Origin of the sequence: Xanthomonas sontii (assembly GCF_040529055.1) — a bacterium.
In the GTDB taxonomy this organism is placed as follows: Bacteria; Pseudomonadota; Gammaproteobacteria; order Xanthomonadales; family Xanthomonadaceae; genus Xanthomonas_A; species Xanthomonas_A sontii.
Genome location: NZ_CP132342.1, coordinates 1,454,392 through 1,479,577, shown reverse-complemented (window position 1 = coordinate 1,479,577; position 25,186 = coordinate 1,454,392). Strand labels below are relative to the sequence as shown.

General features: G+C 71.2%; 19 protein-coding genes. 13 read left to right on the top strand and 6 right to left on the bottom strand.

Features of this window, described 5'->3' with window-relative positions:
* Positions 1-7: 7 nt before the first annotated feature.
* The 7 genes from RAB70_RS06380 to RAB70_RS06350 all read left to right on the top strand — a co-directional run bounded on the left by RAB70_RS06380 (position 8) and on the right by RAB70_RS06350 (position 11,774).
* A complete protein-coding gene (locus tag RAB70_RS06380; RefSeq protein WP_148829838.1) occupies positions 8-3,589 on the top strand; it encodes a lamin tail domain-containing protein in 3,582 nt (1,193 codons plus the stop codon).
* Positions 3,590-4,114: 525 nt separating this feature from the next.
* Complete coding sequence (gene pdhA, locus RAB70_RS06375; RefSeq protein WP_017916506.1) at positions 4,115-5,203, top strand: pyruvate dehydrogenase (acetyl-transferring) E1 component subunit alpha; 1,089 nt, start codon at positions 4,115-4,117, stop codon at positions 5,201-5,203.
* On the top strand, positions 5,196-6,275 hold the full coding sequence (locus tag RAB70_RS06370; protein ID WP_017910227.1) for an alpha-ketoacid dehydrogenase subunit beta: 1,080 nt from the start codon (positions 5,196-5,198) through the stop codon (positions 6,273-6,275). Before pdhA ends, RAB70_RS06370 begins: the two co-directional genes overlap by 8 nt.
* A gap of 1 nt (position 6,276) precedes the next feature.
* Positions 6,277-6,627: an SH3 domain-containing protein gene (locus RAB70_RS06365; RefSeq protein ID WP_017910228.1), complete on the top strand. Its 351-nt coding sequence runs from the start codon at positions 6,277-6,279 to the stop codon at positions 6,625-6,627.
* A complete protein-coding gene (locus tag RAB70_RS06360) occupies positions 6,624-8,063 on the top strand; it encodes a dihydrolipoamide acetyltransferase family protein (RefSeq protein WP_148829837.1) in 1,440 nt (479 codons plus the stop codon). Before RAB70_RS06365 ends, RAB70_RS06360 begins: the two co-directional genes overlap by 4 nt.
* A 622-nt stretch (positions 8,064-8,685) precedes the next feature.
* Complete coding sequence (locus RAB70_RS06355) at positions 8,686-10,257, top strand: M4 family metallopeptidase (RefSeq protein WP_170268101.1); 1,572 nt, start codon at positions 8,686-8,688, stop codon at positions 10,255-10,257.
* 230 nt (positions 10,258-10,487) lie between these two features.
* Positions 10,488-11,774 carry a DEAD/DEAH box helicase gene (locus tag RAB70_RS06350; protein ID WP_148829836.1) on the top strand — a complete coding sequence of 429 codons (1,287 nt, stop codon included), beginning with the start codon at positions 10,488-10,490 and terminating at the stop codon, positions 11,772-11,774.
* Between the two features lie 323 nt (positions 11,775-12,097).
* On the opposite strand, the gene RAB70_RS06345 is transcribed toward RAB70_RS06350, so the two are convergent.
* Positions 12,098-12,427 (bottom strand): DUF6172 family protein, encoded by a 330-nt coding sequence (locus RAB70_RS06345; RefSeq protein ID WP_043094485.1) that lies wholly within the window; start codon positions 12,425-12,427, stop codon positions 12,098-12,100.
* Positions 12,428-12,592: 165 nt separating this feature from the next.
* Here RAB70_RS06345 and RAB70_RS06340 point away from each other — a divergent pair, with 165 nt between their 5' ends.
* Positions 12,593-13,354 carry an SDR family NAD(P)-dependent oxidoreductase gene (locus RAB70_RS06340; protein WP_148829835.1) on the top strand — a complete coding sequence of 254 codons (762 nt, stop codon included), beginning with the start codon at positions 12,593-12,595 and terminating at the stop codon, positions 13,352-13,354.
* A gap of 207 nt (positions 13,355-13,561) precedes the next feature.
* Here RAB70_RS06340 and RAB70_RS06335 read toward each other — a convergent pair whose 3' ends face one another.
* A complete protein-coding gene (locus tag RAB70_RS06335) occupies positions 13,562-14,194 on the bottom strand; it encodes an NAD-dependent dehydratase (protein WP_148829834.1) in 633 nt (210 codons plus the stop codon).
* A 546-nt stretch (positions 14,195-14,740) separates the two neighbouring features.
* Here RAB70_RS06335 and RAB70_RS06330 point away from each other — a divergent pair.
* Both RAB70_RS06330 and RAB70_RS06325 read left to right on the top strand, forming a co-directional pair.
* Positions 14,741-15,667: a carbohydrate kinase gene (locus RAB70_RS06330; RefSeq protein ID WP_148828758.1), complete on the top strand. Its 927-nt coding sequence runs from the start codon at positions 14,741-14,743 to the stop codon at positions 15,665-15,667.
* A gap of 91 nt (positions 15,668-15,758) precedes the next feature.
* Positions 15,759-16,259 (top strand): MgtC/SapB family protein, encoded by a 501-nt coding sequence (locus RAB70_RS06325; protein WP_148828759.1) that lies wholly within the window; start codon positions 15,759-15,761, stop codon positions 16,257-16,259.
* Here the strand turns inward: RAB70_RS06325 and RAB70_RS06320 are convergent.
* The gene (locus RAB70_RS06320; protein WP_148828760.1) at positions 16,220-16,846 is read right to left on the bottom strand and encodes a ParB-like protein; all 627 of its coding nucleotides are present in this window, start codon (positions 16,844-16,846) and stop codon (positions 16,220-16,222) included. The two genes, RAB70_RS06325 and RAB70_RS06320, sit on opposite strands and share 40 nt — an antisense overlap.
* Positions 16,847-17,220: 374 nt before the next feature.
* Here RAB70_RS06320 and RAB70_RS06315 point away from each other — a divergent pair, with 374 nt between their 5' ends.
* The gene (locus RAB70_RS06315; RefSeq protein ID WP_148828761.1) at positions 17,221-18,831 is read left to right on the top strand and encodes a GGDEF domain-containing protein; all 1,611 of its coding nucleotides are present in this window, start codon (positions 17,221-17,223) and stop codon (positions 18,829-18,831) included.
* Between the two features lie 106 nt (positions 18,832-18,937).
* Here the strand turns inward: RAB70_RS06315 and RAB70_RS06310 are convergent, their stop codons facing one another.
* Complete coding sequence (locus RAB70_RS06310; protein WP_148828762.1) at positions 18,938-19,834, bottom strand: DUF808 domain-containing protein; 897 nt, start codon at positions 19,832-19,834, stop codon at positions 18,938-18,940.
* Positions 19,835-19,974: 140 nt separating this feature from the next.
* Between RAB70_RS06310 and RAB70_RS06305 the strand changes: the two genes are divergently transcribed.
* Entirely contained in the window at positions 19,975-21,600 is a 1,626-nt protein-coding gene (locus RAB70_RS06305) for a dihydroxyacetone kinase subunit DhaK (RefSeq protein WP_148828763.1), read from the top strand.
* A 205-nt stretch (positions 21,601-21,805) separates the two neighbouring features.
* On the opposite strand, the gene RAB70_RS06300 is transcribed toward RAB70_RS06305, so the two are convergent.
* Together RAB70_RS06300 and RAB70_RS06295 are read right to left on the bottom strand one after the other, a co-directional pair.
* The gene (locus tag RAB70_RS06300; RefSeq protein WP_148828764.1) at positions 21,806-22,963 is read right to left on the bottom strand and encodes an XAC2610-related protein; all 1,158 of its coding nucleotides are present in this window, start codon (positions 22,961-22,963) and stop codon (positions 21,806-21,808) included.
* Between the two features lie 84 nt (positions 22,964-23,047).
* Positions 23,048-23,188 carry a hypothetical protein gene (locus RAB70_RS06295; protein WP_017915346.1) on the bottom strand — a complete coding sequence of 47 codons (141 nt, stop codon included), beginning with the start codon at positions 23,186-23,188 and terminating at the stop codon, positions 23,048-23,050.
* 287 nt (positions 23,189-23,475) lie between these two features.
* Between RAB70_RS06295 and RAB70_RS06290 the strand changes: the two genes are divergently transcribed.
* Positions 23,476-25,167, top strand: coding sequence for an AarF/ABC1/UbiB kinase family protein (locus tag RAB70_RS06290; protein ID WP_017911885.1), 1,692 nt, complete (start codon positions 23,476-23,478; stop codon positions 25,165-25,167).
* Positions 25,168-25,186: the final 19 nt, after the last annotated feature.

Below are 25,186 nucleotides of genomic sequence, written 5' to 3'. Positions count from 1 at the left end.
CTTGTTCATGCGAACCATGCTGCTTCGAGCTGCAGTGTTGTCGTGCGCGCTGGGTGGTGCCGGGTACGCCCAGGCCCAGGTGGTCATCAGCCAGGTCTATGGCGGTGGCGGCAACAGCGGCGCCACCTACAAAAGCGATTTCGTCGAATTGCACAACAACGGCAGCGAGGCGGTGAGCCTGGCCGGCTGGTCGGTGCAGTACGCCTCGGCCGCCGGCAGCAGCTGGCAGGTCACCACGCTCAGCGGCAGCATCGCGCCGGGCGGCTACTACCTGGTCAAGCAGGCCGACGGCAGCGGCGGCAGCACCGCGCTGCCCACGCCCGACGCCACCGGCACCATCGCCATGAGCGGCAGCGCCGGCAAGATCGCGCTGAGCAAGAGCAGCGCCGCGCTGAGCGGCGCCTGCCCGGCCGGCAACGCCGACTTCGTCGGCTACGGCAGCAGCGCCAGCTGCGCCGAGGGCAGCGCCCCGACCGCCGCGCCCAGCAACACCCTGGCGGTGCTGCGCGGCAACGGCGGCTGCACCGACAGCGACAACAACAACGCCGACTTTGCCACCGGCGCGCCGACCCCGCGCAACAGCGCCGCGCCGGTCAGCCTGTGCGGCGGCGGCAACCAGCCGGTGGCCAGCGTGGCCAACGTCAGCCGCGCCGAAGGCGACAGCGGCAGCAGCGCGTTCGTGTTCACGGTGACGCTGAGCCAGCCGGCCGGCAGCGCCGGTGTGACTTTCACCGTCGCCACCCGCGACGGCACCGCCACTGCCGGCAGCGACTACCAGGCACTGGCCGCGACCCAGGTGACCATCCCGGCCGGCGAAAGCAGCGCCGAGGTGCGCGTGCTGGTCAACGGCGACACCAGCAACGAGCCCGACGAGACCTTCTACCTCGACATCACCGGCGTCAGCGGTGCACTGCCGTCCACGCTGACCGCCAGCGGGGTGATCCTCAACGACGACTTCAACCTGGTGCCGATCCACAGCATCCAGGGTAGCGGCGCGCGCTCGCCGCTGGTCGGCCAGGTGGTCGCCACCAGCGGCATCGTCACCGCGCGGCGCAGCGCCGGCTTCTTCCTGCAGACGCCCGACGCCCAGGCCGACGCCGACCCGCTCACCTCCGAGGGCATCTACGTCTACACCGGCAGTGCGCCGCCGGCCGAGGCCGCGGTGGGCAATTCGGTGCGGGTGCAGGCCACGGTGGTCGAATACGTGCCCAGCACCGACCCCAGCCAGCCGCCGCTGACCGAACTGACCTCGCCGACGGTGCTGCTGCAGTCCACCGGCAATCCGCTGCCGGCCGCGGTCGAGCTGACCACCCGCTTCCCCGACCCGAACGGCGCCTACGACCAGCTCGAGCGCCTGGAAGGCATGCGCGTCACCGTGCCCAGCCTGACCGTCAACACGCCGACCCTGGGCAACGTCAACGAGACCAACGCCAGCGCCACCAGCAATGGCGTGTTCCATGCCGTGGTCACCGGCCTGCCGCGCGCCTGGCGCACCGCCGGCGTGCAGCAGCCCGACGCGCTGCCGGCCGGCTCGCCGGCCGATGTGCCGCGCTGGAACACCAGCCCGCAGGTGATCGCGGTCGGCAGCGCCGGCCTCGGCGGCCAGCGCATCGACGTGGCCGCCGGCTGCACCGTGCTCGGCGTCAGCGGCCCGCTGGACTACAGCTTCCGCCGCTACACCATTTACCCGGAAACCGCGCCCACCGTGCAGTGCGACGGCGCCGACCAGCCCAAGCCGGCCCCCGCGCCGCAGGCCGACGACGTCAACATCGCCACCTACAACATGGAGCGCTTCTTCGACGACCAGAACGATCCGGCGATCGGCGAACCGGTGCTGACCGCGGCCGCCTACCAGGCCCGCCTCAACAAGGCCTCGCTGGCGATCCGCAACTACCTCAACACCCCCGACATCCTCGGCACGGTGGAGATCGAGAACCTGAGCGTGCTGCAGACCCTGGCCGACCGGGTCAACCGCGACGCGGTGGCCGCCGGCCAGCCCGATCCGCAGTACGTGGCCTACCTGCAGGAAGGCAACGACGTGGGCGGCATCGACGTCGGCTTCCTGGTCAAGACCGCGCAGATCGGCGCCGGCATCGCCCGCGTCGAGGTGGTCTCGGTGAGCCAGGAAGGCAAGGCCGCCACCTGGACCGAGCCCAGCGGCACCGTCAGCCTGCTCAACGACCGCCCGCCGCTGCTGCTGAAGGCGGTGGTGCATTTTGCCGACGGCCGCGCGCTGCCGCTGACCGTGGTCGAGGTGCACCAGCGTTCGCTCAACGGCGCCGAGACCGACGACGCCAGCGGCCAGCGCATCCGCGCCAAGCGCCAGGCGCAGGCGGTGTTCCTGGCCAACCTGCTGCAGGCGCGTCAGGCCGCCGATCCGACCGAGCAGTTGCTGGTGATGGGCGACTTCAACGCCTTCGAGTTCAACGACGGCTATGTCGATGCGATGGGCACCATCACCGGCCTGCCGGCGCCCGACGCGCAGACCGTGGTCGGCGGCGACGGCGCCACCCTGGTCGATCCGGCGCTGTACAACCTGACCCTGCTGTCGACGCCGGACCAGAGCTATTCCTACGCCTACGACGGCAACGTGCAATCGCTGGACCACATCCTGGCCAACCGCGCGCTGATGCGCTCGGCGCAGATCGCCGGTCTCAGCGAAGCCCATGCGCGGCTCAACGCCGACTTCCCGGCCGTGGCCCGCAACGACGCCAACTCGCCGGCGCGGCTGTCCGACCACGACCCGGCGGTGGTGCTGATCAAGCTCAAGCCGCTGGAGCGTGCCGACCTGAGCCTGCGCGTGAGCGCCGCCAACGCGTCGGTCTATGCCGGCGACACCATCCGCTACAGCGTGGAACTGGCCAACGCCGGTCCGGACGCGGCGCGTGCGGCGGCAGTCGCCTTCGCCCTGGACGCGGCGGTGGCCCCGAGCGTGACCGCCGCCCCAGGCTGGGACTGCGCCGCGCCGGAGGTGGCTGCGCAGACCGTGGTCACCTGCAGCACCGCGCAGTTCGCCGCCGGCACCACGCCGCGCTTCGAGGTGGCGGTGCCGGCCGGCACCGCCCTGGTCGGGCGCAGCCTGAGCCTGGCCGCGTCGGTGACCTCGCAGACCGAGGACCCCAACGCCGGCGACAACGGTGGCGGCGCCACCGTGGCGGTGCAGGCGCGTCCGGCCGGCGACCTGGCGGTCTCGATCGACGGCCCGGCCACCCTGCCGTTCTTCGCCTTCTTCGCCGACTACCGCATCGACGTGCGCAACCACGGCAATGCGCCGGTGCAGGGCGCCAGCCTGGAGATCGACGGCAGCACCCTGTCGGCGCTCACTGCGCTGGTGCCGCCGCGCGGCTGGCAGTGCGTGCGGCAGAACCACGGCCTGCGCAGCGCGCGCTTCCAGTGCCGCAGCGGCGCCGACCTGGCGCCGGGCGCCAGCGCCGCGTTCCGCCTGAGCCTGGCGACACGGCCGCTGCCGGCCGACCGCCAGATCGTGATCGGCGCCAGCGCCGGGTCGACCTCGGCCGATGCCGACCCGAGCGACAACAGCGCGCGCTTGAGCACCCGCGTGGAGGGGCTGCGCCTGTTCGGCCGCTGATCGCGGCAAGCGGTGCAGACGAAAGGGCGTGGCCGCAAGGCCACGCCCTTTTTGCTTGGGGCAACGCCACCCGGCGCCGATCACGCGCTGCCGAAAGCGCTATCGCGCAGGAGCGGCGTCAGCCGCGATGGAGTATCCCCGGTAACGCCGGTCGCGGCTGAAGCCGCTGCTACGAGGCGACGTCCATGCGGCTTGAGGGTGCGTAGCGGGAGATGCGCGATGCCCTTGCGCTGCTGCTGCACGCGCGCGCCTTCTGTCCTTGTCCGACACTCTCGCCTCCATCGCGCACCGCACCGCTGGCATGTACCACCGCCACCGGTGGACACCCACGCGCACATGAACGGCATGCATCGCAGTGCAACATCGGCGATACCCAACGCCATCAATCGGCAACGCGGCACGACCACGCTTTTCTTGTGCGATACGGCATCGCCGCGTGCTGCGGTGCACGACGGCTTTTGTGCACGGCTTCCTTAACATGCCGACTCATATCATTTGAAACTTGTTGTCGAGAGCGCCATCGCCATGAGCATCGCCGCCCAGTTCGAAATTGAGTTCCTGCAGTACCTCGACGCGGGCGGCCAGCCGGTCCGCGACGCGCTTCCGGCCGACTCGGCCAACCCGCAGACGCTGCTGGCGCTGTTCAAGCAGATGCTCTACGTGCGCACCTTCGACAGCAAGGCGGTGGCCCTGCAGCGCACCGGCAAGCTGGGCACCTACGCCTCCTGCCTGGGCCACGAGGCCACCCACATCGGCATCGGCGCGTCGATGCGCCGCGGCGACGTGCTGGCGCCCAGCTACCGCGAGTACGGCGCCATGTTCATGCGCGGCGTGCGTCCGCGCGAGATCCTGCTGTACTGGGGCGGCGACGAGCGCGGCAGCGACTTCCAGCGCGATTCCGACGCCGCCCGCGACTTCCCGATCTGCGTGCCGATCTCCACCCAGTGCCTGCACGCCGCCGGCGCCGCGCTGGCGTTCAAGCTGCGCGGCGAACCTCAGGTGGCGGTGGCCACCTGCGGCGACGGCGGCTCGTCCAAGACCGACTTCTACGCCGCGCTCAACTCCGCCGGCGCCTACCAGCTGCCGCTGATCCTGTGCGTGATCAACAACGGCTGGGCGATCTCGGTGCCGCGCAACGCGCAGACCGGCGCGCAGACGCTGGCGCAGAAGGGCCTGGCCGGCGGCCTGCACTGCCTGCAGGTGGACGGCAACGACCTGATCGCCGTGCTCGAAGCGATGCGCCAGGCGCGCGAGCGCGCGCTGGCCGGCCAGGGCGGCACGGTGATCGAGTTCATGACCTACCGCCTGTCCGACCACACCACCGCCGACGACGCGCGCCGCTACCGCGACGACGCCGAGGTCAAGCAGGCCTGGGAACGCGAGCCGCTGCTGCGCCTGCGCACCTGGCTGAGCGCGCAGGGCCTGTGGAGCGAAGAAGAGGAGGCGGCGTGGAAGCAGGAATGCGCGCGCCTGGCCGACATCGAACTCAACGCCTACCTGGAAACCCCGGTGCAGCCGGTGGAAGCCATGTTCGACTACCTGTACGCCGACCCGCCGCCGGACCTGCTCGCGCAGCGCGCCGAGGCCATCGCCCTGGAGCAGCGCCATGGATGAGTTGAGTCCCCGCCTCGCCGATCACACGGCCGCGCCTGCGGCCGGCACCGCCCACAGCGCCGCCACCGCGCGCGGAGACAGCCCGATGACCAGCACGCCCATTACCCTGATCGAAGCGGTGACCCAGGCGCTGGCCTGGGAACTGCAGCACGACCCCTCGGTGCTGGTGCTGGGCGAGGACGTGGGCGTCAACGGCGGCGTGTTCCGCGCCACCGCCGGCCTGCAGCAGCGCTTCGGCGCGCAGCGCGTGCTCGACACCCCGCTGGACGAGACCACCATCGCCGGGCTCAGCGTCGGCCTCGCCGCGCAGGGCATGAAGCCGGTGGCCGAGGCGCAGTTCGACGGCTTCGTGTACCCGATGGTCGATCACCTGATCTGCCACGCCGCGCGCCTGCGCACCCGCACCCGCGGCCGCCTGCACTGCCCGATGGTGCTGCGCGTGCCGTGGGGCGGCGGCATCCGCGCGCCGGAGCACCACAGCGAAGCCAACGAAGCCATCTTCACCAACGTGCCGGGCCTGCGCGTGGTGCTGCCGTCCTCGCCGCAGCGCGCCTACGGCCTGCTGCTGGCGGCGATCCGCGAGCCGGATCCGGTGATCTACATGGAACCCAAGCGCATCTACCGGCAGTACAAGGAAGTTGTGGCCGACGACGGCGAGGCGTTGCCGCTGGACGTGTGCTTCGTGCTGCGCGACGGCACCGACGTGACGCTGGTCGCCTGGGGCGCGCAGGTCAAGGAAGCGCTGGAGGCCGCCGACCGCCTCGCCGCCGACGGCATCAGCGCCGAAGTGATCGACGTGGCCACGCTGCGCCCGCTGGACTTCGACACCATCGCCGAATCGGTGGCGCGCACCGGCCGCTGCGTGATCGTGCAGGAGGCCCCGCGCAGCGCCGGCTTCGGCGCCGAGATCGCCGCGCGCCTGGCCGAACAGTCGATGTACGACCTGGTCGCGCCGGTGCAGCGCGTGACCGGCTACGACACCCACATCCCGCTGTTCCGGCTGGAAATGAAGTACCTGCCGAGCACCGACAAGATCGTCGCGGCGGCCAAGCGGGCGATGGCCGCGGGTTGATATGCAGGCACGTTTGATCAGCGATTACCGCGCCGCCTATCCGCATCCGATCCGCATCGCCGCCGGCGAGCGGGTCGCGCTGGGCGTGCGCGACGAAGAGTGGCCGGCGTTCGTCTGGATCACCGGCACCGCCGGCAGCGCCGGCTGGGCGCCGCTGGCCTGGCTGCAGCCGACCGGCGACGGCCATGCCGTGGCGATGCGCGACTACGACGCGCGCGAACTCGATGCCGCGCAGGGCGACACCGTCGTCCTGCATCACGAATACGGCGACTGGTGGTGGGCCGAGCGCGCCGACGGCACGCAGGGCTGGCTGCCGGCACGCGACCTGGAACTGCTGGAAGAGACCACATGAGCCAAACCAAGAATTTCAATCTACCCGACCTGGGCGAAGGCCTGCCCGACGCCACCATCGTCGAGTGGTTCGTCAAGGAAGGCGACACCATCCGGCTGGACGAGCCGCTGGTGTCGATGGAAACCGCCAAGGCGGTGGTCGAAGTGCCGTCGCCGGTCTCCGGCAAGGTGCTGAAGCTGGCCGGCGCGCCGGGCGACATCGTCGTCACCGGGAGCATGCTGGCGCAGTTCGCGCCCGACCCGAACCTGCCGCAGCGCGCCGAAGGCCAGGACACCGGCCATCACCATGGCGGCGCGGCGCCGGCCGCGTCCGGCAAGGGCGCCGGTGCGGACACCGCTGCGGCCGACGACCGCGTGGTCGCCTCCGACGACGGCGGCGAACTGCACGACGCCGACAACGCGCAGTCCGCAGGCGAGCGCGACGATGCCGGCACCGTGGTCGGGGCGATGCAGAGCTCCAACACCGTGCACAGCGAGCAGGCCGTGTCGGTCGGCGGCGTACGCGCGATGCCGGCGGTACGCGCCCTGGCCAAGAAGCTGGGCGTGGACCTGGGCCGCGTGCGTGCCAGCGGCGCCGACGGCGCAGTCACCCTGGCCGACGTCAAGCAGGCCGCGGCCGATGGTTCGGCGAAAGTCGGCGCCGCTACAGGAACGGCTTCGGCCGCGACCGCACGGAGCCCTGCCGTCGCGGCTGAAGCCGCTCCTGCGCCAGCCCGCACATCCCAAGCCGTACCCGCGCGCACCCCGCTCTCCGCCGCCGGCAAGCCGATGCGCACGCAGCCGCCGGGCGTGGCCATGCAGGGCCAGCCCGAGCCGCTGAAGGGCGTGCGCCGCAACATGGCGCGGGTGATGGCCGAGGCGCAGCGCCAGGTGGTGCTGACCACGCTCAACGACGATGCCGATCTGCACGCATGGACGCCGGGCAACGACACCACCGGGCGCCTGGTGCGCGCGATCGTCGCCGCCTGCCGGGCGGTGCCGGCGCTCAACGCCTGGTTCGACGGCGAGGCGCTGACCCGCACCCTGCACGCGCACGTGGACATCGGCATCGCCGTGGACACCGACGACGGCCTGTTCGTGCCGGCCCTGCGCAACGCCGACATGCTCGATGCGCGCGGCGTGCGCGAAGGCATCAACCGCCTGCGCCAGCAGGTGGAGGCGCGCAGCATCCCGGCCTCGGAGCTGAGCGGCTACACCATCTCGCTGTCCAACTTCGGCATGTTCGCCGGCCGCTACGCCACCCCGATCGTGGTGCCGCCGTGCGTGGCCATCGTCGCCGCAGGCCGCGCCCGCCACCAGCTGGTGCCGGTGATGGGCGGCGTGGAGACGCACAAGATTTTGCCGCTGTCGCTGAGCTTCGACCACCGCGCCTGCACCGGCGGCGAAGCGGCGCGCTTCCTGCGCGCGATGATCGACGACCTGGCGCTGCCGGGCTGAGCGCCAGCCGTCTTGCAGATCAGCCGACCTGCCTGACGCCAGACGGTGCATCTGCTGCGCTGACGCAGTAGATGCACCGCCATGGTGGTATGCCCCCCATTGTGGGAGGGACTTCAGTCCCGACGCGACGAACTAAAAGCACCGCGATTGAGGCCGTTCTGCATTGGATGCCTCGGAGGCCATGCAGAGGCGCGCGTGGTCTCTGCAGTCTTCTACACACTACGGGATGCTCTCCCGAGCAATTCCTGCACAGCGCGTCGGGGCTTAAGCACCTCCCACAGTGCAGGGACCAAGTGCTACCGGCGGTCCGGCATTGGTGCTGCGATCGCTTCGCATGCATTCGGTGCACATCCGCCGACCTGCATGTACCGTGATGGCGAACCGCTTGGCTCGATTGCGCGTCACACGTCGCAGCTACGGCGATACCGCATCTGCTCGATGCAAAAACCCTGAACGCAACCTGTCTACCACGCGACGCGACGCCGCCGTTATGGTCGCTGCACAGGGGGAGGCACTGCGCCGATCGGCCGCACTGCCCTGAACGTCATGCCACGCATCGCGCCACGGCCGCTCCGCTGCCGCGACGGCGCGCCCTTCCTTCTTGCGTTCGAGGATTCCGCTCATGACTCTGCCACGTCATCATCGTCCGTCGGTGCTGCTGCCCTCCCTGCTGTTCGCGCTCGCCGCCACCTCCGCCAGCGCCGCGCAACGCGTGGATCTTCACGCCAAGAATCCGGACACGCTCGGCACCCAGTACCGCAGCGCCGCCGCGCGCGTGGGCGGCATCCCGGTCGCACCCGCGGTCCGCCATGCCGAACTGATCGGGCTGGACGCCGAGTCCGCGCTGACCCTGCTCGGCAACAGCGACGATGCCGACGGCACCGTGCACCGCCGCTACCAGCAGACCTTCCGCGGCATTCCGGTGTGGGGCGAGCAGGTGATCGTCAGCGAGCGCGCCGACGGCAGCGTGCGCAGCCTGTTCGGCCGCTCGGTGGCCGGGCTGGCCAGCGAGTTGCCGGCGACTGCCGCCAATGCGCCCAGCGCCACGCTGACTGCCGACCGTGCGTTGCTGCTGGCCCAGCGCGTCGCGCTGGGCGCGGCTCAGGCCGAGCGCCGCATCGAACGCGCGCAGGCGCCGCAGATGATCTACCTCGACGACAGCGACCGCGCGCACCTGGCCTACGTGGTGTCGTTCTTCGCCGATGCGCCGAACGGCGGCGCGCCGAGCAGGCCGTTCGTGATCGTGGATGCGCGCAGCGGCGCCATCCTCAAGCAGTGGGACGCGCTGACCACGCGCGATGCCACCGGCCCGGGCGGCAACGCCAAGACCGGCCAGTACGAGTACGGCAGCGACAGCATCCACGGCTTCCTGGAGGTGGACGACAACTGCCGCATGCAGAACAGCAACGTCAAGTCGGTGAACCTCAACGGCGGCAGCTCCGGCACCACCGCGTACCAGTTCACCTGCCCGCGCAACACCTACAAGGCCATCAACGGCGCCTACTCGCCGATCAACGACGCGCACTACTTCGGCGGCGTGATCGAGAAGATGTACCGCAGCTACGTCGGCGTGGCGCCGCTGACCTTCCAGCTGGTGATGCGCGTGCATTACGGCACGCGCTACGAGAACGCGTTCTGGAACGGTGCGACGATGAACTTCGGCGACGGCAACACGCGCTTCTATCCGCTGGTGAGCGCCGACGTCGCCGGCCACGAGGTCTCGCACGGCTTCACCGAGCAGCATTCCAACCTCACCTATTCCGGCCAGTCCGGCGGCATCAACGAGGCTTTCTCGGACATGGCCGGCGAGGCCACCGAGTACTACCTCAAGGGCACGAACGACTTCAAGGTCGGCACCGAGATCTTCAAGGCCAACGGTGCGCTGCGCTACATGGCCAACCCGACGCAGGACGGCAGCTCGATCGACAACGCCGCCAACTACCGCAGCGGCCTGGACGTGCATTATTCCTCGGGCGTCTACAACAAGGCGTTCTACACCCTGGCCACCACCTCCGGCTGGAACACGCGCAGCGCGTTCGAGGTATTCGCCCGCGCCAACCAGCTGTACTGGACGCCCAGCACCAGCTTCAACAGCGGCGCCTGCGGCGTGCAGACCGCCGCGAGCGACCTGAGCCGCTCGGTGACCGCGGTGCGCAATGCCTTCGCCGCGGTCGGCGTGAGCTGCCCGCAGTAAGGCCTGCACGGACGCGCACGGCCATCCGCGTGGATGGCCGTGCGTTGCAGTTCGGGATTGGGGATTGGGGATTGGCAACAGCTGCTCTCGCCGATTGTCGCGTAGGAGCGGCTCTTGTCCCCTTTTCGGGATCAGCCGCGACGCGCGATCGCCAAAACGTCACGACGGAAGCCGCTCCTGCGCCGGGTCGGCGATACTGTGTGGTCTCTCCCGCGCCCTGCCCGCCTCCGATGCCGTTCGCCTCCCTCGGCCTGTCGCCCGCGCTGTATCCCGCCTTCGCCGCCGCGCTCGCGCGCGTCGGCTGGCAGACACCCACGCCGATCCAGCAGCAGGCCGTACCGCTCGTCGTCGCCGGCCACGATCTGCTGGCCATGGCGCAGACCGGTTCCGGCAAGACCGCGGCGTTCGCGTTGCCGTTGCTGCAGGCCTGCGCGCAAGCGGACAGGCCGGCGCGCTCCACGCGCGTGCTGGTGCTGGTGCCGACCCGCGAACTGGCGGTGCAGGTCGCCGATACCTTCGTCGCGCTGGGCCTGGAACTGCCGCGGCGGCCGCGGGTGGTGGTGGCGGTCGGCGGCGTCTCAATCAATCCGCAGATGCTGGCGCTGCGCGGCGGTGCCGACGTGGTGGTGGCCACGCCCGGGCGCCTGCTCGACCTGCTGGCGCAGCGCGCGCTGCAGTTGGACGCGGTGGCGCACCTGGTGCTGGACGAGGCCGACCGCCTGCTCGACCTGGGCTTCGGCGCCGAACTGGAGCGGCTACTGCAACTGCTGCCGCCGACGCGGCAGACCCTGTTGTTCTCGGCCACCCTGCCAGCCCCGATCGCGGCGCTGGCCACGCGCCTGCTGCGCGCGCCGCGACGCATCGGCGACGCCGCCGACGCCGCGGCGATTCCGGCGACGCTGCGCCAGCGCGCGATCGAGGTCGACGACGGGCGTCGACTGGCCTTGCTGCAGCATCTGCTGGAACAGGAAGCGTGGCCGCGCGCACTGGTGTTCGTCGCCAGTCGGCGTAGCGCCGAGCAGGTCGCCACGGCGCTGGCCAAGGCCGGCATCGCCGCACAGCCACTGCACGGCGACCTCGCACAAGGGCGGCGCCTGCGCACCCTGGAGGCGTTCCGCCAGCAGCAGGTGCGGGTGCTGGTGACCACCGACCTGGCCGCGCGCGGCATCGACATCGCCGCGCTGCCGGTGGTGGTGAACTACGACCTGCCGCGTTCCACCGCGGACTACACCCATCGCATCGGCCGCAGCGCGCGCGCCGGTGCCGAGGGCCAGGCGCTGAGCTTCGTCGACGCGGCCAGTGCGGCGCATCTGCGCCTGATCGAAAAGCGGCAAGGCGTGCGCGTGCCGCGCGAACGCATTCCCGGTTTCGAGCCGAAGCAAGCGCCACCCCCGGCCGCCGCACCGTCCACGGAGGCGGCCGCCTCCACCGGCGGCATCAAGGGCAAGCGACCGAGCAAGAAGGACCGGCTGCGCGCGGCGCGTGCGCAGGACGGGGAGCCGCCCGCGAGCGGCTGAGCGCCGCCGCGTGGGCTGTACGACGCTTCGCTGCGGCATCCGTCGCCACACAGACGCGTGCCGAGATCAGGCACGTTTCCGGCCAGAACATCAGGACGACCGCGTCGCCATGCTACGCGGGCTTGTCGGACGGATCCGACCAAGGACGCCAGGAGCGTCCGCGCCAACGCGTGCCGCAGTCGGCCCTCCGGCCAGAAACGCCTGGAAGGCCTGCCGCACCGCGGCAAGCGCTGCGGCGATGCCAAAGGGCGCGGGCAGTGGCGTGGCGTCGCACGTCGATGCCACGGCGCCGCCCCCGGCGCGACAGGCAAGCCGAATCGCGCTCAGTCCTCGAAGGGATCGTGCTCGCTTTCGTCCTCGCCGCCCTTGGCCCGCGGCGGCCGCGTGCACGCGCGGCTGCGGATTTCCACGTAGAACTGCTCGCCGCCGGCGGCGACCAGCGCGTCGACCGCACGCAGCAGCTCGGCCGGCGGCAGCACCGCGGCAGTGGCTTCCTCGGTGCCGAACAGGGTGTCGAAATCCCAGTAGTCCGCACCGGCCGGCAAGGTCTTGCGGCGCTCGCGGCGGATGTACTTGCGGATGTCGTGCTTGGCGGCGTCGAGCAGGCGGTCGGGATGCTTGCCTTCGATGCGGAGCCGGTAGGTCTTCTTCACTGCGGGAAATCCTGGAAAGGGAATGCGGCGGTCATCGCAGGGCGACGGCGCGGCGGGCGCACCGACGGACGGCGCGTACGACGGCCGCCATGGTGCCAGAAGCGGCCACGCGCTGCGGATTGCGCGGATAATCGGCGCACGCCCCACGGCACGCAGGAGCCACCGATGACCGATCCGTCCGCTTTCGCGGGATACCGCGTGCTCGTCGCCGGCGCCAGCCGCGGGATCGGCCTGGCGATCGCCGATGCCTTCGCCCGCCATGGCGCCGCAGTGGCGATCTGCGCGCGCAGTCCCGCGCCGCTGGCCGACGCCGCCGCGCAGCTGCAGCGCCACGGCCACCCGATCGCGGCGCAGAGCTGCGATCTGGCCGACGCCGCGCAGATCCAGACCTGGGTGGCCCAGGCCGCGGACGCACTGGGTGGCATCGACGTGATGATCAACAACGCCTCCGGCTACGGCCATGGCGACGACGATGCGAGCTGGCAGGCCGGCTTCGACATCGACCTGATGGCCGCGGTGCGCTGCAACCGCGCCGCGTTGCCGCACCTGCGCGGCAGTGGTCGCGGCTGCATCCTCAACATCAGCTCGATCAACGGCCTGCGGCCGACGCCGCGGGTGCCGGCGTACTCGGCGGCGAAGGCGGCGCTGAACTACTACACGACCACCCTGGCGACGCAGCTGGCGCGCGAGCGGATCCGGGTCAATGCGATCGCACCCGGTTCCATCGAGTTCCCCGGCGGCCTGTGGGAGCAGCGTCGCCAGCAGCAGCCCGAGCTGTACCGGCAGATCCGCGCCAGCATTCCGTTCGGCGCCTTCGGCGCGATCGACGACGTCGCCAACGCGGCACTGTTCCTGGCCTCGCCGCAGGCACGCTGGATCACCGGCCAGGTGCTGGCGGTGGACGGCGGGCAGTCGCTGGGCGCCTGAGGAGGCTCGGTGTGCGGCCGCGTCCAGTGCGCGCGAGCGCGCTGCGGCGAGCGTGGGCTGCACGCGATGCCGTGGTGATGTGGCCTGGCGCCGGCGTCACGCCGCGGACGATCCACAGAGAAGTCGCCCAAACGTGCGTTGGCGGGCAATGCTGCGGACTCGCGCACGACGCTCCCATCCCGAATCCCCACTCCCCAATCCCGGCCCCTAAACCAACTGCGCCGCATCGACGACCTGCACGCCCGGTCGCGGCTGCAGCGCTGCCGCGACCAGCGCCGCGGCGATGCGTTCGGCCGGATTGATCCGGTAGCGCCGCGGCAGCAGCGGTCCGAGCGCACGCAACACCACACTGGCGGCATGCTCGCCGCGGCGGCGTTGCGCACGCTCGCCGCCGATCAGGCCCGGCCGCACCAGGGTCAGCGACGTAAAGCCGAGCGCGCGCAGGTCGTGTTCCAACTCGCCCTTGACCCGGTTGTAGAAGGCCCATGACCGCGGATTCGCACCCAGCGCGGAGTTCAGCGCGAAGGCCTCGGTGCCGTGCTGGCGCAGCAGGCGCGCGATCGCCAGCGGATAGTCGTGATCGACCCGGCGGAATGCCGCGCGCGAGCCGGCCTGGCGCATCGTGGTGCCGAGCGCGCAGATCGCCGCCTGCACCTGCCACCACGGCGCCTGCGCCGGCAGCGCGTCGAAGTCGAGCACCGGGTTGAGCAGCTTCGGATGGACCAGCTCCAGCGCGCGCCGGGTCGGCGCGATCACCGCGCTGCAGGCGGGGGCGGCCAGCAACTGGCGCAGCACGTGGGCACCGACCAGGCCGGAGGCGCCGGCGAGCAGGATTTTCATGGGAACGGCCTTGGTGTTGGCTGGGATGGGGCGACTATCGCAGGGGTGGTGGCAAGGTGCTGTCTGGGATGTTTGCGGCGGGCGGTGGGCTATGAGGCGCTGCGCGCCCGTACCCTCACCCCAACCCCTCTCCCGACGGGAGAGGGGCTATGGCTTTTCCCTTCTCCCACCGGGAGAAGGTGCCCCGCAGGGGCGGATGAGGGTTCGGGCGCCAGCCAGGTATCGCTCCTAAACGCCAGCATGCAACCAAGCGCCAGCACAGGGCCGGCCGCTCGCCTCCGGGATCCATGAGGCGCTGCGCGCTCGTACCCTCACCCCAACCCCTCTCCCGGGGGGAGAGGGGCTATGGCTTTTCCCTTCTCCCACCGGGAGAAGGTGCCCCGCAGGGGCGGATGAGGGTACGGGCCCCAGCCAGGCATCCACCCGACACGGCAGCAATCGCTCCGCCTGCCCCCCCCACACACGGTCGCCGCGCCGCAGCAGGTACGCCACAATAGCCGCCCCATCGCGCCGGCCGGCGCGCTGCAACCTATGAGGAGCGGTTCGATGTTCGTGGTGTGCGGAGAGGCCTTGTACGACATCTTCATCGACGGCTACGCCGGCACCTCGGTCGGGATGACCGCGCGCCAGGGCGGTTCGCCGTTCAACGTGGCCATCGGCCTGGCCCGTCTGGGCGCGCCGTCGGCGCTGTTCACCGGCCTGTCCACCGACCCGCTCGGCCGCCAGCTGCGCGCCACCCTCGAAGGCGAAGGCGTGGCCCTGGACTACTGCATCGACAAGCGCGAGGCCACCACCCTGGTGATGGTCGCGCTCGACGCCGGCGGCGTGCCCAACTACGCCTTCTACGGCACCGGCTGCGCCGATCGCGCGCTGACCGAGGCCGACCTGCCGGCGCTGGACGCGCGCGTCGGCGGCCTGCATTTCGGTTCCTACACCCTGGTCGCCGAGACCACCGCCAGCACCTTCCAGGCACTGGCCGAGCGCGAGCGCGGGCAGCGGCTGATCTCGCTGGACCCGAACGTGCGGCCGACGGTGGAGCCGGACATGGCGGTGTGGCGCGCGCGGCTGGCGCGCTGGATCGCGCTGGCGCACGTGGTCAAGGTCAGCCAGGAGGACATCGAGCTGCTGTATCCGCAGCAGGATCCGTTCGCCATCGCCCGCAGCTGGCTGCAGCAGGGGCCGTCGCTGGTGGTGATGACCCTCGGCGGCGACGGCGCGGTGGCCTGGCGCGGCGACAGCGAAGCGCGTGTGCCCGGCCGCGTGGTGCAGGTGGTCGATACGGTCGGCGCCGGCGACAGCTTCCAGGCGGCGCTGCTGCAGCAGTTGCCCGATCCGGCCGCGTTGGCGGCGCTGGGCAGCGAGCCGGCCGCGCTGGAGCGCCTGCTGCAGTTCTGCGTGGCCGCCGCAGCGATCAACTGCACCCGCGCCGGCGCCAATCCGCCCAGCCTGGACGACGTCCGCGCCGCGCTCTGAGGCCAGCCGACGGCATGCACGCGGCGCCCGCGGCCGGGTTGCCTATGATGGGCCGGCCGCCTGCGGCGACACATCCACCGGGAGACCTGCCTTGACCGACCTGTCCGAGATCGCCGTACGCCTGGGGATCGCCGCCCTCGCCGGCGCGGCGATCGGGTTGAACCGCGACCTGCACGGCAAGCCGATCGGCATCCGCACGCTGGGCCTGGTCGGCCTGGCCACCGCGATGGTGGTGCTGCTGGCCGACCCGCTCGGCAAGGGCGGCTTCACCGATGCCGGCAGCCGCGTCATCCAGGGCATCCTGACCGGCATCGGCTTCCTCGGTGCCGGTGTGATCTACCACGTCGAGAAGCACGTGCGGGTCCACGGCCTGACCAGCGCCGCCTGCGTCTGGCTCACCGCCTGCGTCGGCATCATGTGCGGCGCCGGCCAGTGGCAGATCGTGGCCGTGTCGCTGGCCATCGCCTTCGTCATCCTGCTGTTCGGCGGCCGCGTCGAACGCGCCCTGCACGCACTCCTGGGCGGCAGGCCGGCGCATGACGCCACGCCGGATCAGTCGTCGGACAGCGGCCCGCACCAGCCCGGCAAGTAGCTCGCCTCCTTGCTCTTGGCGAGCGCGAGCGCGGTCTCCATGGAACGGGCGAAATCCTCCTTGACGTCGCGGCGCCGCAGCCGGCGGCGGAACAGGTCGGCCCACAGGAATTCGCTGAACGGCGTGGTGTCCTTGGCGTAGCCGCCGGCGCGCCGGACCTCGCCGGCGAGGCTGCGGTAGGGATCGTCCTTCAGGTCCGCGATCGACGTGGGCATGTCCTTGAACGGGCGGCGCTCGCCCTTGGCGTCGTAGGGATAGGCCCAGCGGCGATGATCCAGCACGCTCCACAGCGCGGCCTTGTCGACCATGCTGAGGTCGGCGATCACCGTGACCAGGATGTCCTCCACCCCTTCGTCGTGCAGCGCCCGCGCCAGGTGGTGGTGATCGACCACGTAATAGCGGCCGTCCGGTCCCAGCACCACCGGGATCATGTGCGTGCCGAGCAGTTCGGCCTGCTTGTGCTTGGACGCGTGCGCGCGCCAGCGCTTGCGCTTCTCCTTCACCTCGCGCATGCCCACGGTCATCTGCGTGGGACGCAGGGACAGGATCGGAACGGGATGCAGCAGCGGTTCGCGGGGATCGGCCATGCTCAGTCTCCGTGGAAGTGTGCGCGCCGGCACCAGGCGCGGCCGCCAGAGTGCCAGCGTCGTGCGCGTTCTGCACAGCGCCTTGGCAGAAGCTCCCCTCTCCCTCCGGGAGAGGGGCTGGGGGTGAGGGTGCGACGGCCAGGGAACCTCTTCCCCCAGACACGTCCATAGCGCCCCAACCCTCATCCGCCCCTTCGGGGCACCTTCTCCCGGTGGGAGAAGGAAGCAAGGGGCCGGGGGTGAAGGTACGACCGCCATGGAATCCTCTTCATAGACCCACCGCCCGCCCGCTCAAGCGCGCGCCGCCGGCGCCGATATCCAGATCCTGAGCGCCACTATGGGCGGCGCATTGACCTGGGGAGGAGCCGGCTGGCATGTCGGATCAACGCGACGAGCCGCCGATCAGCGGACTGCGCAAGCTGCTGTCGCCACGTCGGCGCGATCCCGCGCCGACGACGGCCGCGGGGCTGCCGGCGCGCGCGCAGGGCCACGGCCATGGGCACAAGCACGGCCACGCGGCGCCGCCCGCGGAGGCGGCGACCGATCCGGCTGCCGCCACCGCCGCGCTGATCCGCCTGTTCCAGCAGGCGCACGAGCCGCAAGGCCTGCTCGGCGCCTTCGCTGACGGCATGGCCTCGCTGCACGGCGAGTTGGGCGACATGGGCCGGCGCCTGCAGTCGGCGGCGAGCAGCGGCGACTGGCCCAGCTACGGCCGCGCACTGCGCCAGCTGATCGACAAGTACATCCGCACCATCGACGTCGAAGATCCGCTGGCCGGGCCCAGCGACAGCGAGCGCCTGCGCGACCTGCTGCGGCAGACCGTGGCCGGCGCGCTGGCGGCGCTGCTGCACACCCTGCCCGAGCTCGCCGGCGAGGCCGAGGCCAGCGGCGAGGCGCTGCGCCAGTGGCGCCCCGGGCAACCACTGGAACCGGTGGCGCAACAGGTGCGCGAGCTGTGCCACCAGATCGCGTTGCGCGCCAACGACGGCCAGGAGCAGCAGGCGCTGTTGCTGAGCCTGTTCGACCTGCTGCTGGAGAACGTGGGCGAACTGCTCGACGACACCAGCTGGCTGCAGGGCCAGATCGCGGTGGTGCGCGACCTGATCGCCGGGCCGCTGGACCGCTACTCGATCGAGGAGGCGCGCGGCAGCCTGCGCGAGGTGATCTACAAGCAGGGCCTGCTGAAGCAGGGCATCGCCGAGTCCAAGGAGGCGATGAAGGAGCTGATGCTGAGCTTCGTCGCGGACCTGGACGGCATGGCCGCCAGCACCGGCGAATTCCACGACCGCATCGCCGACTACTCGCAGACCATCCGCGACGCGCGCAGCATCGCCGACCTCAACCGCCTGCTGCAGGAAGTGCTGCAGGACACCAGCCACGTGCAGGAGCAGGCGCTGCGCGCGCGCGATCACCTGATCGCCGCTCGCCAGGAGGTGGAGGCGGCGGAGCAGCGCATCCTGCGCCTGGAGCAGGAACTGCAGGACGTCAGCGGTCTGGTGCGGGTCGACCAGCTCACCGGCGCGCTCAATCGCCGCGGCCTGGACGACCTGTTCGTGCGCGAACTGGTGCGCACCGAGCGCAGCGCGCAGCCACTGTGCGTGGCGATGCTGGACCTGGACGATTTCCGCAAGCTCAACGAGACCTACGGCCACCCCGGCGGCGACAGCGCGCTGCGCCACGTGGTGGAAGTGGCGCGCACCACCTTGCGCGCCAGCGATGCCATCGCCCGCTTCGGTGGCGAGGAGTTCGTGCTGCTGATGCCGGACTGCACGATCTTCGAGGCCAGTGCGGCGGTGACCCGCGTGCAGCGCGCGCTGGCGCAGCGCGCGGTGGTGCACGAAGACCAGCGCGTGTTCGTCAGCTTCAGCGCCGGCGTCGCCCTGCGCCAACCCGGCGAAGCGCAGGACGCGCTGATCCGCCGCGCCGACCGTGCGCTGTACGAGGCCAAGAAGGCCGGAAAGAACCGGGTGGTGTCGGCCGATTAGCTGGCGCCGGCGTGGCCGGCGCGGGATTCGGGAGTCGGGATTGGGGATTCGCAAAAGCGGGCGTGTGCGGCGCTGTTGCGAATACTGAATCTCCAATCCCGAATCCCTATTCCCGCACCTTCTTGATGCCCAACACTACCGCCAGCACCAAGGCGCCGGCCACGATTCCCACCAAGGCGTTGCCCAGCGCAAGCACCAGGCTGCCCAGCCCGCCGGTTGGGGCAATGCCCTCGATGGCATGGTGCAGCGGGCCGATGCTGTGCACCAGGATGCCACCGCCGACCAGGAACATCGCCGCGGTGCCGGCGATCGACAGCGTGCGCATCAGCCACGGTGCCAGCCACAGGATGCCGCGGCCGATCGTCGCGGCGGCGGCGCCCTTGCGGCTCAGGTACAGGCCCAGGTCGTCGAGCTTGACGATGCCAGCGACCAACCCGTACACGCCGGCGGTCATCGCCACCGCGATCGCCACCAGCACCGCGACCTGCTGCACGAACGGCACGCCGGCGACCACGCCCAGCGACAGCACGATGATCTCCGCCGAGAGGATGAAGTCGGTGCGGATCGCGCCCTTGACCTTGTCCTTCTCCAGCGCCACCACGTCCACCTGCTGGTCGGCCAGCGCCTGGACCTGTTGCGCGTGACGTGCCGCATCCTCTTCCTTCGAATGCAGGAAGCGGTGCGCCAGCTTCTCCACGCCCTCGAAGCACAGGAACGCGCCGCCGATCATCATCAGCGGGGTGATCGCCCATGGCAGCCAGGCGCTGATCGCCAGCGCCGCCGGCACCAGGATCGCCTTGTTGAGCAGCGAGCCCTTGGCCACCGCCCACACCACCGGCAGTTCGCGGTCGGCGTTGACCCCGGTCACCTGCTGCGCGTTCAGCGCCAGGTCGTCGCCGAGCACGCCGGCGGTCTTCTTGGCCGCGACCTTGGTCAACAACGACACGTCGTCGAGCAGGGTGGCGATGTCGTCGAGCAGGGTGAACAGGCTGGCGCCGGCCATGCGGGGATTCCATTCGGGATGAGCGGCGATTCTCGCCGATTCCGCCGACCAGGTGCGTGAGCAGGCCGGCCTCAACCGCGCGTAACGCCGGCCCGGCTATCGTGCGCCACACCGCCGCACGGCCTGCACAGGACACCCGCATGGACCAGTTCCTCACCGCCCCCCGCGCCATCGTCGACGACGTCCTCGCAGCCGCGGCCATGCTGCAACCACTGCGGCTGTCGGAAACCGGCAGCGGCACCCGCATCGTGCTGCAGGCCGAGCGCGATCCGCGCCAGGTCGCGGTGCTGTCCGGCGGCGGCGCCGGGCACGAGCCGGCGCATGCCGGCTTCGTCGGCCCGGGCATGCTCAGCGGCGCCATCGCCGGCGACCTGTTCGCCTCGCCCGGCGTGGAAGCGGTGCTGGCGGCGATCCGCGCCTGCGCCGATGCGCCCGGCGTACTGCTGGTGATCAAGAACTACACCGGCGACCGGCTCAACTTCGGCCTGGCCGCCGAGCGCGCCCGCGCCGAGGGCATCGACGTGGCCAGCGTGCTGGTCGCCGACGACATCGCCCTGCCCGACGCGGCGCAGCCGCGCGGCATCGCCGGCACGGTGCTGGTGCACAAGTACGTGGGCCACCTGGCGCGCGAGGGTGTGCCGCTGGCCGAACTGGCGCAGCGCGGCCAGGCCTTCGCCGACCGCCTGCTGTCGCTGGGCATGGCGCTGTCCAGTTGCAGCGTACCCGGCCAGCAGGTCGGCCGCCGCGCGCCGGAACTGGGGCTGGGCATCCACAACGAGCCGGGCGCGCGGCCGGTGCAGCCGGGCACGGTGGAAGAGGCGCTGGCGCTGGTGCTGGACCCGCTGCTGGCGCAGGCCGATGCCCGCCTTGGCGCCGACGCGCCGCTGGTGCTGATGCTCAACGATCTCGGCGGCTGCTCCACGCAGGAACTGGGCGTGCTGACGCGGCTGGCGCTGCAGCGCATCGGTGTCGCGCGAGTCGCGCTGATGCCGGTGCCGGCAGCGCTGATGACCTCGATGGACATGCACGGCTTCTCGATCACCCTCGCCCCGGCCGACGCCGACGTGCTGGCCGCACTGCAGGCACCGGTGCAGACCCTGGGCTGGCCCGGCGTGCGTGTGCCGCATGCAGTGCAGACCTATGCGCCGGCACTGAAGCGCGACGACAGCCACCGCGATGGCGCGCGCGATGCGCAGTGCGCAGCGGCCCTGGGCCGGGTGGCGCAAGCCCTGATCGCCGCGCAGGCCGAGCTGGACGCGCTGGACGCGCGCAGCGGCGATGGCGACGCCGGCAGCACCTTCGCCGCCGGCGCGCGCGCCCTGCAGCAGGCGCTGGACACCGATGCGCTGGCCACCGGCGACGCCGCCGCACTGGCGCGCGGCCTGGCGGCGACGATCGAACACAGCATGGGCGGCTCCAGCGGCGTGCTGCTGTCGATCCTGTTCACCACCGCTGCCGGTGCGCTGGCGGACGGCCGCGACTGGGTGCAGGCGCTGCAGGCCGGCGTGGCGCGGATGCAGCACTACGGCGGCGCGCAACGCGGCGACCGCACCCTGCTCGATGCGCTGCTGCCGGCACTGGACGCCCTGGCGCAAGACGCCGACGTGGAGGCCGCCGCGCGCGCCGCCCGCGCAGGCGCCGATGCCACCGCCCAGCTCATCCGCGCCGGCGCCGGCCGTGCCGCCGCGGTGCCGGCGGACGCCTTACGTGACGTGATCGATCCCGGCGCCGAAGCGGTGGCGCGGGCGTTCGCAGCGTGGCGGTGAAGCGGCCGGTCGGGTCGGCCGATGCGGTTCGAGGCAGGTATGGGTCAATCGGGGCGGCAGGCGTGTTCGGGAATGCCCGTCGCGGCTGAAGCCGCTCGTACAAGGCTTGCGGCGAGCTGTCCGAGCGCACTGTGGGAGGGACTTCAGTCCCGACGCGCGCAAGCCAAAATCGCCAGTTGCTTCGGAGCAACGCCCCGTCGCCCCCCTACTCCGCCGACGCCGCGTCCAGCACCTGCGCCACCGCCTGCAGCGAGCCATGCACCGAACCGGACTGCAGCGCCAGCGGCTGGGTCTTGCCGCGCACCACCACCTCCATGCGCTGCGGCACGCCCTGCGCGTTGCCGACGATGCGGTAGGTGGTGTCGCCACGCGCGAAGCTGAGCAGATGGCGGTCGGCGTCGTAGTCCATCGCCTCGCCCTGCGCGTCCGGATACAGCAGGTCCACCCGCTGCTGCGCGCCAAGCGCCGCGTAGTACGGCGCGCCGCTTGCGCCGTCGCCGACATTGGCGAACACCACGATGCGCTTGCCGGCCGGCGCCAGGCGGAACTCGAGCAGGATCTTGCGCTGACCCACCGCCGTCTCGCCTTCCTCATCCCACAAGTAGTGCATGTCGGCCACGCGCTTGCCGGCACGGTCGCGGTACACCGTCTCCTGCGCCAGTCCCGGCCCGTCGCCGCGCGCGTCCTCGACCGTTTCGCTCTCCAGCAGTGGCGCGCCATCGCGGATCGAGTATGTCGCGAACTGGTGCCAGCAGCAGCCGTCCTTGGTCATGGTGTGGAGTTCGCGCGCCTGCGCATCCACCTCGAACAGGCCGCAATTGCTCTGCGCCAGCTCGGTGAAGTCCGCATCGGCCTCGAAGCCGTCGGCGGTGCCCAGGTACACCTGGTAGGACGGGCCGTGATAGCAGCTGTTCTGGCCGTCCATCACCGCCAGATCCTTGATCCCGTCGAAATTGAAATCGTCGTAGATCAGCACGCTCTGCTCGCCGTACGGCAGTTCGTGCACGTTGGCCTTGACCTTGCCGCTCTTCGCATCGGTGTCCACCACCAGCTCCGGCGAGGCCACCTCGAGCAGCGGCGTGGCGTTGCCGCGGGCGAACACGCGCACGATGCCGGGACGGAACACCTCGCCGCTGTCCTCGATCTCCAAGGTGGCGCGGTAGCGATCGGAGAAGTCCTGCAAGTCGTAACGGCGGTGCGTGCTGGCGGCGAAGGCCTTGGCGTCGAAGTCGTCGCCGGCATACCGATGGGTCTGCGTCGCGGCGGTCGCGGTCGACGACAACAGCACAAGCAGCAAGGCCAGGCGTGCACGCGCCGACAGCACACGGGCATGGCCAACGGCATGCGAGACGATGAAGGACATGGTGGCGTTCCTGGCAGCAGGCAGCGAAAGCCAAGGGTAAGGCCGGCCGTGGCGGCCGGCCAGAGGCCAGCGGACCTTGGCGCGTCAGAACAGCGCGCGTGCCAGCGCCCGCAGCGCCGTGCGCGCCTCGGTGGCGATGCCGCCGCCGTCCTCGCCCAGCCAGGCCGCCACGAGCAGCACCACGACCACCCCAGCCGCCAGCAGCGCGAGCCGACGCCACCTCATCGGTCGACGCACCACGACCGTCCGTTGCATCCCTGCCCGCTCACCGCCATCGCCACTCACCCTGCTGCACTGCGCGCCGTTCTCTGGCTCTCGTTGCGGGGCAGGATACGCCGTGGGTGCGTCGTCCCAGCAACGGCCGCCGCCGGGCTGGCCGACAGCGCCGTCGCCGACCTTGCCGCCGGCACCACGCCCGAGCACCTGCGATCCACGACGCGCAGCGGGATTCACCACGCGACGACCCGGCCGTCGCCACACTCGATCGCGCCTATCCTTGCCCGGAGCCCACCTTGAGCGCGACGCCCGACGCTGCGGCCACCCCGCACGTGATCGGCGGCCTCAGCCGCCGTACCCAGATCCTGCGCCTGCTGCTGCGCTACCGCAGTTCCGGGGTGTTTTCCGGCATGGACATGGAGACCGCCCAGGGCGAGCACGAGCTGCCGCCGGAAGGCACGCCCGAACAGTTCGTCACCGACCTGGAGGCGCTCGGGCCGACCTTCGTCAAGCTCGGGCAGATGCTGTCCACGCGCCCGGACGTGGTACCGCCGGAGTTCGCCACCGCCCTGGAGCGGATGCAGGAGAACACCACGCCGATTCCGAGCGAACGCATCCGCGAGATCGTCGAGGCCGAGCTGGGCGTCGGCATCAACAAGGCCTTCTCCGCCTTCGACGACACCCCGCTGGGCAGCGCCTCGCTGGCGCAGGTGCACCGCGCCGCGCTGCGCGACGGCACCCCCGTGGCGATCAAGGTGCAGAAGCCAGAGGTCGCCGCGCAGGTGCGCGCGGACCTGGAGGTGCTGCGCAGCTTCGCCAGCGCCGCCGACAAGCTGACCGGGCTGGGCCGGCGCATCCGCTTCGCCGACTGGCTGGCCGAGTTCGGCAAGGCGCTGCTGGCCGAACTGAACTACGAGGCCGAGGCCGAGAACCTGGCGCGCTTCGGCGAGCACCTGCGCCCGTTCCCGCAGCTGTGGGTGCCGCAGCCGGTGTGGGACCTGAGCAGCCGCCGCGTGCTGACCATGCAGCTGGCCGAAGGCGTGCGCGTGGACAAGATCTCCGGGCTGCGCCGCACCGAGCAGCCGATGGACGACCTGGCCGCGGCGCTGGTGCGCGGCTACCTGGACCAGATGTTCGTGCACGGCGAGATCCACGCCGATCCGCATCCGGGCAACCTGCGCGTGCTCGCCGACGGGCGCCTGGCGATCTTCGACCTGGGCATGGTCGCGCACGTGCCGCCGAAGCTGCGCGAGCGCCTGCTCAAGCTGCTGTTCGCCGCGGTCGATGGCCGCGGCGAGGAAGTAGCCGAGGAAACCATCGCGCTGAGCACGCGCCTGGAGGACTTCGACGAGGAGCGCTACCAGCGCGAGACCGGGCAGATGATCGCCCGCTACGCGGCGCACGACGCCATGTCCGAAGGCCGGGTGGTGCTGGACCTGGTGCGCATCGCCACCGCCTACGGCCTGCGCACGCCGCCGGAGCTGAGCCTACTCGGCAAGACCCTGCTCAACCTGGAAGCGGTGTGCCGCGCGCTGTCGCCGCACCTGGACACGCGCGTGGTGGTCGAGGACCAGTTGCAGCACGTGATGCGCGCGCGCCTGAAGAAATCGCTGTCGGCGGCCAACCTGGCCAGCGAGGCGATGGAACTGCAGGCGCTGCTGCGCGAAGGCCCGCGCCGGCTCTCTGACATCCTCACCCTGGCCGCGGAGAACCGCCTGCAGGTGCGCGTGGCCGGGCTGGAGGAATCGCGGCTGATGGAGAGCCTGCAGAAGATCGCCAACCGCGTCGCCGCCGGCATCGTCACCGCCGCGCTGATCCTGGCCTCCACGCAGATGATGCGCATCGACACCGGCAGCAAGCTGTTCGGCTACCCCGCGATCGCGATGGTGCTGTTCCTGCTCGGCGTGATTCTGGGCCTGGGCATCGTGGTCAGCGCCGTGCTGTTCGACCGACGCATCCGCGCGCGCGAGGAACGCGGGAGGCGCTAGAAGCTGGGAGTGGGGAATC